We start from the raw sequence: 11,430 nt of genomic DNA on the forward strand, positions 1-11,430 counted from the left end.
CCTCGGGGTCCTTGTTCACCGCGACGATCGTCTTCGAGGTCTGCATGCCGGCCCGGTGCTGGATCGCGCCCGAGATGCCCGAGGCGATGTACAGCTGCGGGGAGACCGACTTGCCGGTCTGCCCGACCTGGTTGGTGTGCGGGTACCAGCCCGCGTCCACCGCCGCACGCGACGCGCCGACCGCGGCACCCAGCGAGTCCGCCAGCGCCTCGATGATCGCGAAGTTCTCCGCACCGTTGACGCCACGGCCGCCGGAGACCACGATCGCGGCCTCCGTCAGCTCCGGACGGCCCGTCGACTCACGCGGCGTACGCGAGAGCACCTTCGTACCGGTGGCCTGCGCCGAGAAGGTGACCGCGAGGGTCTCGACGGCGCCGGCGGCCGCGGCCGGCTCGACCGGGGCGGAGTTCGGCTTGACCGTGATGACCGGAACACCCCGGGAGACACGGGACTTGGTCGTGTACGAGGCGGCGAACGCGGACTGCGTGGCGACCGGGCCCTGGTCGCCGGCCTCCAGGTCGACGGCGTCGGTGATGAGACCGGAGCCGATGCGGACCGCGAGGCGCGCCGCGATCTCCTTGGCCTCCGCGGAGGAGGACAGCAGCACGGCGGCCGGGGACACGGCGCCGAAGGCGGCCTGGAGGGCGTCCACCTTCGGTACGACGAGGTACTCGGCGAACTCGGGGGCATCGGCGGTCAGCACCTTGACCGCACCGTGCTCGGCGAGCACGCCCGCGGTGTCCGCGGCGCCGTTGCCCAGGGCGACGGCGACGGGCTCGCCGATGCGGCGGGCGAGCGTCAGCAGCTCCAGGGTGGGCTTGCGGACGGCACCGTCCACGTGGTCGACATAGACGAGAACTTCAGCCATGGGACTTCAATCTCCTGCGTGTGCGAAGTAGGCGGGGGTGGTGAGAGGGGGTGCCGGGGCTCAGATGAACTTCTGGCCGGCCAGGAACTCGGCCAGCTGCTTGCCGCCCTCGCCCTCGTCCTTCACGATCGTGCCCGCGGTGCGGGCCGGGCGCTCCGTCGCGGAGTCGACCGCGGTCCAGGCACCCGCCAGGCCCACCTGCTCGGCGTCCAGGCCCAGGTCGTCCAGGTCCAGGGACGTCACCGGCTTCTTCTTCGCCGCCATGATCCCCTTGAACGAGGGGTAACGCGCCTCGCCGGACTGGTCGGTCACCGACACCACCGCCGGCAGCGACGCCTCCAGCTCCTCCGACGCACTGTCCCCGTCCCGCCGGCCGCGCACCACACCGCCCTCGACCGACACCTGCGACAGCAGCGTCACCTGCGGCACACCCAGCCGCTCCGCCAGCAGCGCCGGAACCACACCCATCGTCCCGTCCGTCGACGCCATCCCCGAGACCACCAGGTCGTACCCGGTCTCCTCCAGCGCCTTCGCCAGCACCAGCGACGTCCCCAGCGCGTCCGTCCCGTGCAGATCGTCGTCCTCGACGTGAACCGCCTTGTCCGCACCCATCGACAACGCCTTGCGCAACGCGTCCCTGGCATCCTCCGGACCCACCGTCAACACGGTGACCTCCGCATCGTCCGCCGCCTCCGCGATCTGCAACGCCTGCTCGACCGCGTACTCGTCCAGCTCCGACAGCAGACCGTCGACATCCTCACGGTCCACCGTCAGGTCATCGGCGAAATGCCGGTCACCGGTCGCGTCGGGCACGTACTTCACACAGACAACGATCCTCAAGCTCACGCCGGCTCTCCTACTGCATCGTCTTTTCCGGGCTGCCTTGTTGCACGCAGCATAGGCGCCTGATGGGGCGTTTTCCGGTCGGGGCGACCGACGCTCCGACCGTCATATTACTCGCCAGTACACCGATTGGGCGTCTCCTGAGCAAGCGCTTGGCAATGTGATCTGCCCAACGTGGGCCGGTTCCGAACCACCCGGCGCGGATTCAGTCGCGCAGGGCCGTGAATCGGCCCTGGTGATAGAGCAGCGGACGGCCGCCGCCCACCGGATCGCCCGTGGCCACCTCGGCGATCACGATGCGGTGGTCCCCGGCCGGGACACGGGCCACGACCCGGCAGACCAGCCACGCCAGCACGTCGTCGAGCAGCGGAACGCCTTCCGGGCCGCTGCGCCAAAAGGTGGAGGGGCCGAACCGGTCGGCGCCGCTGCGGGCGAAGGTGGCGGCCAGGTCCCGCTGGTGCTCGGCGAGGATGTGGACGCCGACGTACTCGGCCGTGGCGATGACCGGCCAGCTGGAGGACGCGGTGCCCACGCCGAAGGAGATGAGGGGCGGGTCGGCCGCCACGGAGTTGAGGGAGGTGGCGGTGAAGCCGACGGGCCGCTCGCCGTCGGCGGCGGTGATCACGGCGACTCCGGCGGCGTGCTGCCGGAAGACCGAGCGGAGCAGGTCCGGGGAGGCCAGGCGCGGCGCGTCGAGTCCGGGTGATGCCGTCATGGAGGGGTCCTTCTGCGCGTCGGGGGTGCTGCGGGGTCGTGGATGCTCAGGCATCCGGACAGCACGCGCCGGCGGTGCGGGCGAGATCGATGTACGCCCGGCCATGGAGCAGGGGATCTGACGGCATAGCGTCAGACTGACTATTCGCGGTGCGCGCAGTCAAGGGCGGGCCGGCAAGTGGGAGAAGCATCACGGTCCGTCACATCGCCTGGCCGAGGGCGGCGACGACGTCGACGGTGCGGGGCTGTCCCACGCCCCGGCGCACGATCCGGCCCCGGGCGTCGAGGACCAGGACGGTCGGGGTCCGGTCGATCCCCAGCTCCCGCACGAGTCCGAGCCGCGCTTCCGCGTCGATCTCCACATGAGCGACCCCCTCGACCATCCCGGCCACCTCCGCGAGGGTGCGGCGCGTGGCTCGACAAGGCTGGCAGAAGGCGGTGGAGAACTGGACGAGCGTCGCCCGCTCCCCCAGCTCCGCGCCGAGTCTCGCCGCGTCCAGCCTCTCCGTGCGCGCCTGCCCGTCCACTGTCCGGCCTCCTGTCAGAGTTCTCCGCAGAGGGTCAGCACCGGTGGCGGCGTATGCATTCCCGGTCGGGGTACGTGACGAGAATCTCGCCGTACGGGGCCGCCGGGACTGGCCACCGCGTGACCGTATGGTGCACGATCGCCCCAATGCCGAAAACCTACGGCTGCGTAACTTCCGCCGGGAGAACCCTCCGCGGGCGCTGAAGAAAGGGTCTTCCCCAGATGGCAGAACTCGTCTATCGGCCGGTCATCGGCGCCGCTCGCACGTTTTTCAAGGCGCTGGACCTGAAGATCGACAGTCAGGGTTCGGAGCACATCCCGAAGACCGGTGGCGCGGTTCTGGTCAGCAACCACATCAGTTATCTGGACTTCATCTTCAGCGGGCTCGCGGCTCTCCCGCAGAAGCGCCTGGTCCGTTTCATGGCCAAGGAATCCGTTTTCCGGCACAGGGTTTCCGGTCCGCTGATGCGCGGCATGAAGCACATTCCCGTCGACCGCAAGCAGGGCGAGGACGCGTACGCGCACGCGCTGGCCTCGCTGCGGTCCGGGGAGATCGTCGGGGTGTTCCCCGAGGCGACGATCTCGGAGTCCTTCACGCTCAAGAGTTTCAAGTCGGGCGCGGCGCGCCTGGCGCAGGAGGCGGGCGTACCGCTGATCCCGATGGCGCTGTGGGGCACGCAGCGGCTGTGGACCAAGGGCCGGCCCCGCAACTTCAAGCGCAACCACATCCCGGTGACCATCCGCGTCGGCGAGCCGGTCGAGGCTCCCACCGACCAGTACGCGGGCGCGATCACGCGGCGGCTGCGCGAGCGGGTGCAGGAGCTGCTGGAGGCGGCGCAGCGGGCGTATCCGGTCCGGCCGAAGGACGCCGGTGACACCTGGTGGGTGCCCGCGCACCTGGGCGGTACGGCGCCGACGCCGGCCGAGGTCCGCGAGCGGGGCTGAAACGTCTTTCCGGGGTGCGGACGTGCGGTCCGCACCCCGGAGAGGGTTCGAGGGGGCGGTCAGCCGGCCGCCATCTCCTCCTTGATCGCGAGGAGGAACGCGTCGACGTCCTCCTCGGTGGTGTCGAACGCGCACATCCAGCGGACGTCGCCGGCCTGCTCGTCCCAGAAGTAGAACCGGAACCGCTTCTGGAGGCGTTCGGTGACGGCGTGCGGCAGCCGCGCGAAGACGGCGTTGGCCTGGACGGGGTAGAGGATCTCCACCCCGCCGATGGCGCGTACGCCCTCGGCGAGCCGCTGGGCCATGGTGTTGGCGTGCCGGGCGTTGCGCAGCCACAGGTCGCCGGCGAGCAGCGCCTCCAGCTGGACGGAGACGAAGCGCATCTTGGAGGCGAGCTGCATGGACAGCTTGCGCAGGTGCTTCATGGCGCGGACCGCGTCGGGGTTCAGGACGACGACGGCCTCGCCGAAGAGAGCCCCGTTCTTCGTGCCGCCGAAGGAGAGCACGTCGACGCCGACGGTGTTGGTGAACGTGCGCATGGGCACGTCCAGGGAGGCCGAGGCGTTGGCTATGCGGGCCCCGTCGAGGTGGACGGTCATGCCGTGGCCGTGCGCGTGCTCGCAGATGGCGCGGATCTCGTCGGGCGTGTACACGGTGCCCAGTTCGGTGTTCTGGGTGATCGAGACGACCTGCGGCATGGCGCGGTGCTCGTCGTCCCAGCCGTACGCCTGCCGGTCGACCAGCTCGGGGGTGAGCTTGCCGTCCTCGGTGGGGACGGTGAGCAGCTTGAGTCCGCCGACGCGTTCGGGCGCGCCGCACTCGTCCACGTTGATGTGGGCGGACTCGGCGCAGATGACGGCGCCCCAGCGGTCCGTCATGGCCTGGAGCGCGACCACGTTGGCGCCGGTGCCGTTGAAGACCGGGAACGTCTCGGCGGTGGGGCCGAAGTGGCTGTGCATCACGCGCTGGAGGTGGCCGGTGTACTCGTCCTCGCCGTAGGAGACCTGGTGGCCGCCGTTGGCGAGGGCGAGGGCGGCGAGGATCTCCGGGTGTGTCCCCGCGTAGTTGTCACTGGCGAATCCGCGGACCAGCGGGTCGTGATGGCGACGTGCGTCGGTCTTCACGGTTGCGGGGTCAGCCACAGGCGCTTTCCGTTCACTTCGGGGGCGGGCCGGTCCCAGACGCCGGCGATGGCATCGGCCAGTTCCTTGACGTCCGTGAAGCCCGCGAACTTCGCATTCGGGCGCTCGGCGCGCATCGCGTCGTGCACCAGTGCCTTCACGACCAGGATGGCAGCCGCGCTGTGCGGGCCGTCCTCGCCCCCCGCCTTGCGGAAGGAGTCGGCGAGCGCGAGGGTCCATGCCTCGGCGGCCGCCTTGGCGGCGGCGTAGGCGGCGTTGCCGGCGGTGGGCTGGGAGGCGCCCGCGGCGCTGGTCAGCAGGAAGCGTCCGCGGTCGCTGCGCAGCAGGCAGTCGTGGAAGGCGAGCGAGGTGTTCTGCACCGTGCGGATGAGCAGCTTCTCCAGCAGCGTCCAGTCGGCGGGGTCGGTCTCGGCGAAGGTCGCGCTGCCGCGCCAGCCGCCGACGAGGTGGACGACGCCGTCGACGCGGCCGAACTCCTTCTCCGTCTTGGCCGCCCAGTCGCGGGTGGCCCCGAGGTCGAGGAGGTCCACGGTGTCGCCGGTGACGGTGGCGCCGCCGTGGGCGTAGCGGGCGGCGTCCACGGCCTCGGCGAGGCGGGTGGGGTGGGAGTCGGAGGCGACGACGACGGCGCCCGCCTCGGCGAGCCGGAGCAGCGTGGCCCGGCCGGCCGGTCCGGCGGCTCCGGCGACGGCGACGACGGCGCCTTCGAGCGTGCCCCCGGTCTCGCCCGTGCTTGTTCCGTTCATGGCGTCCGCCTCCTTGCGACCTGTGCTCACGCGGCAGCCTTCCCCGCATCGGAGCCGGTGATGCCCTTGGCCGAGGCGATCACGTTCTTCAGCTTCTTGGAGAGGGCCTCATAGAACATGCTCAGGGGAAACTCGTCCGGAAGCACATCGTCCACGAGTTTCCGCGGCGGCTGGGAGAGGTCCAGGGCGTCCGGGCCCTTGGCCCAGCGGGAGCCGGGGTGCGGGGCGAGGTAGGTGGAGACGAGGTCGTAGGCGGCGAACCAGTGGACGAGCTTGGGGCGGTCGATGCCGTCGCGGTAGAGCTTCTCGATCTCGGCGCAGAGCTGGTTGGTGACCTGCGGGGCCCGCTCCCAGTCGATGCGGAGCTTGTTGTCGGTCCAGCGCACCACGTCGTGCTTGTGGAGGTAGGCGAAGAGGAGCTGGCCGCCGAGGCCGTCGTAGTTGCGGACGCGCTCGCCGGTGACCGGGAAGCGGAACATCCGGTCGAAGAGGACGGCGTACTGCACGTCGCGGCCGTGCGGGTTGCCCTCGGCCTCCAGTTTCACGGCCTCCTTGAAGGCGGTGAGGTCGCAGCGCAGCTCCTCCAGGCCGTACATCCAGAACGGCTGGCGCTGCTTGATCATGAAGGGGTCGAACGGCAGGTCGCCGTGGCTGTGGGTGCGGTCGTGGACCATGTCCCAGAGCACGAACGCCTGCTCGCAGCGCTGCTGGTCGCCGATCATGGCGCGGATGTCGTCGGGCAGCTCGACGCCGAGGAGTTCGACGGATGCCTCGGTGACGCGCCGGAAGCGGGCGGCCTCGCGGTCGCAGAAGATGCCGCCCCAGCTGAAGCGTTCGGGGGCCTCGCGGACGGCGATGGTCTCCGGGAAGAGCACCGCGGAGTTGGTGTCGTAGCCGGAGGTGAAGTCCTCGAAGGTGATCCCGCAGAACAGCGGGTTGTCGTAGCGGGTGGCCTCCAGTTCGGCGAGCCAGTCCGGCCAGACCATCCGCAGCACGACCGCTTCGAGGTTGCGGTCGGGGTTGCCGTTCTGGGTGTACATGGCGAAGACGACGAGGTGCTGGAGGCCGTCCGCGCGGTCCCTGGCCGGCTGGAAGGCCAGCAGGGAGTCCAGGAAGTCGGGGACGCCGAAGCCGCCGGCCGTCCAGCGGCGCAGGTCCTGGACGAGGGCGCGGTGGTAGGCGGCGTCGTGCGGGAGGAGCGGGGAGAGCTCCTCGACGGCGGTGATCACGCGCTCCACGGCGGCCTCGACGAGCGCCGGGGCGGGCGCGTCCTCGGCGTCGAAGTCGATGGAGCCGTCCTTCGCCTGCCAGGGGCGGATCTCCTCCACGGCATTCTTGAGCGCGGGCCACGCCGGGTGCTCGATCACCGGCGCGGCGGCAGCCTTACCGCCGGATGTGGCGTCCTGCACAAGAATTTCCGTCATCACTCTTCCTCCACGGGAGAACCTCGCGTTTCACCACCGTATCCACGTGCGACTGCCCGAGACAAGCCAGGTCATGCAAGTTATCCTGCTGGACCCCCATGCTCACCGCCGAATTTCCTGTCCCGTACCGTTCCGGCGGCTTCTTCGGCGGGCCCCTCGAGGTGGCCGATGCATCCCCGTGGAGGGCACGTGCGTGCCGGACGCCGTGACGCCACGGGGATGCGGCGGAGACCCCCTAGGCTGCCGGGCACGGTCATACCGCCGTACCGCGCGGGCAAAAGCGGCGCGCGGGAACAGAGCGTCGACGGAAGCGAGCGTGCCTTGTCTCTTCTCACGATCGGTCATCGCGGAGCGGCCGGGATCGAGCCGGAGAACACCCTGCGCTCGTTCGTCCGCGCCGAGCGGGAGGGCGTGGACCTCATCGAGCTGGATCTGCACCTGAGCAAGGACGGCGCGCTGGCCGTCATGCACGACGCGGAGGTGGACCGTACGACCGACGGCGAGGGGCCGATCGCGGAGAAGACGCTCGCCGAGCTGCGCGCGCTCGACGCGGGACTCGGCGAGCGGGTGCCCGTCTTCGAGGAGGTGCTGGACGCGGTGCGGGCGCCGCTCCAGGCGGAGATCAAGGACGTGGCGGCCGCCCGCACCCTCGCGGAGGTGATGACCGAGCGCGGCCTGGTCGAGCGCGTCGAGGTGATCTCGTTCCACGACGAGGCCGTCGCCGAGATCGCGCGGCTGGTCCCCGGCGTGCGGACGGCGCTCGTGGCCAGCCGGTGGGGCGGCGACCTGCTGGACCGCGCCCGGGCGGTGGGCGCCGCCCGGCTGGTGCTGAACGTCCGGCGGATCACGCTGGAGCTGGTCGAGAAGGCCCACGCCGAGGGGCTGACGGTGTTCGGCTGGACCGTGAACACGCAGCAGCAGCTGCGCCTGGCCGAAGGTCTCGGGCTGGACGGCGTGACCACCGACCACCCGGACATCCGCCGGGGCGGCGGCGCCGACGCCTGACGGGGCGTGTTCCAAACGCCCCGGGTGCTCAGGCGTCGAGCGTCTTCACCAGCAGTTCGAAGGCGAGGTCCTCGCGCTGCGGGATGCCGAAGCGCTCGTCGCCGTACGGGAACGGGAACATCCGGCCCGTACGGCGGTAGCCACGGCGCTCGTACCAGGCGACCAGTTCCTCCCGGACGGAGATCACCGTCATGTGCATCTCCGTCACGCCCCAGCCCTCCCGGACGATGCGTTCGGCCTCGGCGATGACCACCTTGCCCAGGCCCGCGCCCTGGAGGGCGGGGCGGACCGCGAACATGCCGAAGTAGGCGGCCTCGCCCCGGTGCTCCAGCTGGCAGCAGGCGACGGGGACGCCGTCCCGCTCCACCACGAGCAGCCTGCTCTCCGGGCTCTCCACCACCTCGCGCACCCCCTGCGGGTCGGTGCGCTGCCCCTGAAGCAGGTCCGCCTCGCTCGTCCACCCGGTGCGGCTGCTGTCGCCCCGGTACGCCGACTCGATCAGTTCCACCAGCGCGGGAATGTCCGCCTCGGTGGCGTCGCGGAAGGTCAGTTCTCCGGTGTCCCGGGGCGGGGCGGTGTCCATGGCGGCATACTCCGAATCTGTGCGCGGGCCGTGCCGCAGCAGGGTAACTCCGCAGACGGCGGCCGGGTTCCGCGCGGACACCCCGGGGCCTGCGCGGGGGCTCGCGCCGGACACGTCGCACGCACACCTCCGCCGTGCGCTCCCCCGCACCCCAGTGCGCCGCGTACGGGTCGGCGGCACCGGGCATCGACTAGGCGACGCGATCTCGTTCGCCCAGGGGGGAGGGCCCGCTGTGCACGGACCGGCGACGTCCGGATGGCTGCTGATGGCGTTGTGCGCGGTGACGGGCTCGTACTGCCTGCTGCGCACCCGTACGGGAAGCGCGGAGGAGCGCAGATCGGCGCGGGCGGAGGCGCTGATGGGCTTCGGCATGGCCGCGATGGCCCTGCCGGCCGCCGCCGTGGCCCCGCCGGCCTGGGGCTGGGTGGTGTACGCGGCGCTGTTCGGGGTCGCGGCGCTGCGGGCCCTGTGGTTCGCCCGGCGCGGCGGCCATCATCTGCACCACCTGGTGGACTCCGCGGCGATGGTCTACATGGCCGTCGTGATGGCCGGTGCCGGGGGCGGCGGGCACGGGGCCCACGCCGGGCACGGGACGGGAGCCGCCGGGGCGGCGGGCGGACTGCCCCTGCTGACGGGGCTGCTCCTCGTCTACTACGCGGCGTACGTGCTGCGCTCGGGCGCCCGGCTGGTGCCGGTGGCCGCGGCGACCGCGCCCGGCGGCGCCCCGCAGGGCTGGGGGGCACGGCCGGAGCTGGCGCTGGCCTGCCGGCTGACGATGGGCATCGCCATGTTCGCGATGCTGCTCACCCTGTGAGACGGGGCGGGCCGGCCGTCGTGGTGTGCGTCACTTGACGTGCGGACGTGTACCCGTGCGTGGCAGGGGCTCTTAGGCTGACGCCATGTGGGTCTCCCTAGCGCTGCTGCTGCTCGGTGCACTGGCCGCCGTCGTGACCCCGCGCCTGATGGCGCGGGCCGCCTGGCCCGAGCGCGAACCGGTGGTGGCGCTGTGGGTGTGGCAGTGCGTGGTGGCCGCCGTGCTGCTCTCGTTCGGGCTCTCCATGACGTTCAGCGCGGCCGCCGCGTGGCAGGCCGTGCGCGGCCACGTCTTCGCCCCCGCGCCGCACGCCGTGGTCGAGGCGTACGCGCTCGCGGCGTACGGGCCGTGGTCGGCGGTGATGGCGGTGCTGCTCGCCCTCGGCGGGGTGTGGACGGCCGCCATGCTGGCCCGCGAGATCCACCGCGCGCAGACGCGGCGCAGGCGGCGGCGGGCCGAACTGCTGGTGCGCGCCCCTCTGATGCCCGGCGAGGAGCCCGGCGGCGGCCGGCTGGTGGTGCTGGAGGGCGACCGGCCGGACGCCTGGTGGCTGCCGGGGGCCGCGCCCCAGCTCGTCATCACCACGGCGGCGCTGGGCCGGTTGAAGGGGCGCCAGCTCGACGCGGTCCTGGCCCATGAGCAGGGCCACGCGCAGGCCCGGCACGACTGGCTGCTCAACTGCTCGGAGGCGCTGGCCTCCGGCTTCCCGCAGGTTCCGGTGTTCGCGGCGTTCCGCAACGAGATGCACCGGCTGGTGGAGCTTGCGGCCGACGACGTGGCCTCGCGGCGCTTCGGCCGGCTGACGATCGCGCTGGCCCTGGTCGAACTCAACGAGGACAGGGGTGTGTTCGGGCCCTGTCCGACCGCCGACGCGGAGCTGCCGCAGCGGGTGAACCGGCTGCTGGCCCCGGCGGGCCGGCTCCCGGCCGCGCGGCGGCTGCGGCTGACCGCGGCGGCGGCCCTGGTGCCGGTCGTGCCGCTGCTGGTGGCGTTCGTACCGGGGCTCAGCGCGCTGAAGTAGCCCCGCCGATTCCCGCTCCGGCGTGCTGCGATGGCCGTACGGGGTGTCCTTCGGCGAGGATCGTGCCATGCACCTTCCGCTGCTCTCCCCCGTCGCCCCCGTCCGCGCCGCCTCGCCCCTCGCCCGGATCGGGGCCGTGTGCGCGGTGCTCGGCGGGGCGGTGACGGCCCTGGTCGTCGCCGGGTGGCGGCCGCTGGGCGACCTGGACCGGGAGGTCGCGTCGGCGCTGCACCGGCGCGCGGTGAGCGAACCGGTGCTCGTCCGGGTGAACCGGCTGCTGACGGACTGGCTGTGGGATCCGTGGGCGTTCCGCGCGCTGATCGGTGTCGTGGTGGTGGCCCTGTGGTGGCGGGGCGCCCGGACGCTCGCGGCCTGGGTCGCGGCGACGACCCTGCTCTCCGCGCTGGCGCAGCAGGCGGTCAAGTCCGCCGTGGGCCGGGAGCGGCCGCACTGGCCGGACCCGGTGGACACCGCCTCGTACGCGGCCTACCCCTCCGGGCACGCGATGACGGCGACGGTGAGCTGCGGGCTGCTGGTGTGGCTGCTGTACCGGTCCGGGGCCGCGCCGGGAGCGCGCCGGGCGGCCGTGGCCGCGGCGGCCGTGTCGGTGCTGGGGGTGGGGCTGACGCGGGTGTACCTGGGCGTGCACTGGCCGTCCGACGTGCTGGGCGGGTGGCTGCTGGGGGCGGCCCTGGCCGCCTTCTCGGTGTACGGCTACGAGCGGTGGGAGGCGGCCGCCCCCGGACGCCGCGAGCGGGGCTCGCGGGCGGGGCGGTCCGAGGGCTGAGCGAACGGGGCG

14 protein-coding genes are annotated in these 11,430 nt (G+C 72.2%); 5 read left to right on the forward strand and 9 right to left on the reverse strand.

What is annotated here, in order from left to right:
* The 5 genes from MHW47_RS24425 to MHW47_RS24440 all read right to left on the reverse strand — a co-directional run.
* Window positions 1-868: electron transfer flavoprotein subunit alpha/FixB family protein (locus MHW47_RS24425; protein ID WP_239225927.1), on the reverse strand; the 868-nt coding region annotated here is incomplete at its 3' end.
* A 60-nt stretch (window positions 869-928) separates the two neighbouring features.
* Window positions 929-1,714 (reverse strand): electron transfer flavoprotein subunit beta/FixA family protein, encoded by a 786-nt coding sequence (locus MHW47_RS24430; protein ID WP_239224694.1) that lies wholly within the window; start codon window positions 1,712-1,714, stop codon window positions 929-931.
* Window positions 1,715-1,916: 202 nt separating this feature from the next.
* Window positions 1,917-2,426 (reverse strand): flavin reductase family protein, encoded by a 510-nt coding sequence (locus MHW47_RS24435; RefSeq protein ID WP_239225928.1) that lies wholly within the window; start codon window positions 2,424-2,426, stop codon window positions 1,917-1,919.
* Window positions 2,427-2,472: 46 nt separating this feature from the next.
* Window positions 2,473-2,616: a putative leader peptide gene (locus MHW47_RS36155; protein WP_374230142.1), complete on the reverse strand. Its 144-nt coding sequence runs from the start codon at window positions 2,614-2,616 to the stop codon at window positions 2,473-2,475.
* A gap of 9 nt (window positions 2,617-2,625) precedes the next feature.
* Entirely contained in the window at window positions 2,626-2,952 is a 327-nt protein-coding gene (locus MHW47_RS24440) for a thioredoxin family protein (RefSeq protein ID WP_239225929.1), read from the reverse strand.
* Window positions 2,953-3,173: 221 nt separating this feature from the next.
* Here MHW47_RS24440 and MHW47_RS24445 point away from each other — a divergent pair, with 221 nt between their 5' ends.
* Window positions 3,174-3,896 carry a 1-acyl-sn-glycerol-3-phosphate acyltransferase gene (locus MHW47_RS24445; RefSeq protein WP_239225930.1) on the forward strand — a complete coding sequence of 241 codons (723 nt, stop codon included), beginning with the start codon at window positions 3,174-3,176 and terminating at the stop codon, window positions 3,894-3,896.
* A gap of 59 nt (window positions 3,897-3,955) precedes the next feature.
* On the opposite strand, the gene MHW47_RS24450 is transcribed toward MHW47_RS24445, so the two are convergent.
* Genes MHW47_RS24450 through MHW47_RS24460 form a run of 3 tightly spaced genes read right to left on the reverse strand, consistent with a single transcriptional unit; the run spans window position 3,956 to window position 7,208 of the window.
* Window positions 3,956-5,020 (reverse strand): low specificity L-threonine aldolase, encoded by a 1,065-nt coding sequence (locus MHW47_RS24450; RefSeq protein ID WP_239225938.1) that lies wholly within the window; start codon window positions 5,018-5,020, stop codon window positions 3,956-3,958.
* Window positions 5,017-5,784 (reverse strand): SDR family NAD(P)-dependent oxidoreductase, encoded by a 768-nt coding sequence (locus MHW47_RS24455; RefSeq protein WP_239225931.1) that lies wholly within the window; start codon window positions 5,782-5,784, stop codon window positions 5,017-5,019. The genes MHW47_RS24450 and MHW47_RS24455 overlap by 4 nt, the downstream gene beginning before the upstream one ends.
* 26 nt (window positions 5,785-5,810) lie before the next feature.
* A complete protein-coding gene (locus MHW47_RS24460) occupies window positions 5,811-7,208 on the reverse strand; it encodes a DUF6421 family protein (protein ID WP_239225932.1) in 1,398 nt (465 codons plus the stop codon).
* A gap of 321 nt (window positions 7,209-7,529) precedes the next feature.
* On the opposite strand from MHW47_RS24460, the gene MHW47_RS24465 reads away from it, so the two are divergent.
* Window positions 7,530-8,213: a glycerophosphodiester phosphodiesterase family protein gene (locus MHW47_RS24465; RefSeq protein ID WP_239225933.1), complete on the forward strand. Its 684-nt coding sequence runs from the start codon at window positions 7,530-7,532 to the stop codon at window positions 8,211-8,213.
* A gap of 28 nt (window positions 8,214-8,241) precedes the next feature.
* Here MHW47_RS24465 and MHW47_RS24470 read toward each other — a convergent pair whose 3' ends face one another.
* Window positions 8,242-8,796: a GNAT family N-acetyltransferase gene (locus MHW47_RS24470; protein WP_239225934.1), complete on the reverse strand. Its 555-nt coding sequence runs from the start codon at window positions 8,794-8,796 to the stop codon at window positions 8,242-8,244.
* A 232-nt stretch (window positions 8,797-9,028) separates the two neighbouring features.
* Here MHW47_RS24470 and MHW47_RS24475 point away from each other — a divergent pair, with 232 nt between their 5' ends.
* The 3 genes from MHW47_RS24475 (at window position 9,029) to MHW47_RS24485 (ending at window position 11,418) form a co-directional block, all read left to right on the forward strand.
* Window positions 9,029-9,610 (forward strand): DUF5134 domain-containing protein, encoded by a 582-nt coding sequence (locus tag MHW47_RS24475; RefSeq protein WP_239225935.1) that lies wholly within the window; start codon window positions 9,029-9,031, stop codon window positions 9,608-9,610.
* An 85-nt stretch (window positions 9,611-9,695) separates the two neighbouring features.
* Window positions 9,696-10,631, forward strand: a complete 936-nt coding sequence (locus MHW47_RS24480; RefSeq protein WP_239225936.1) for a M56 family metallopeptidase — start codon at window positions 9,696-9,698, stop codon at window positions 10,629-10,631.
* Between the two features lie 67 nt (window positions 10,632-10,698).
* A complete protein-coding gene (locus tag MHW47_RS24485) occupies window positions 10,699-11,418 on the forward strand; it encodes a phosphatase PAP2 family protein (protein WP_239225937.1) in 720 nt (239 codons plus the stop codon).
* Window positions 11,419-11,430: the final 12 nt, after the last annotated feature.

The sequence above is a fragment of the Streptomyces sp. OfavH-34-F genome (assembly GCF_022347745.1).
In the GTDB taxonomy this organism is placed as follows: Bacteria; Actinomycetota; Actinomycetes; order Streptomycetales; family Streptomycetaceae; genus Streptomyces.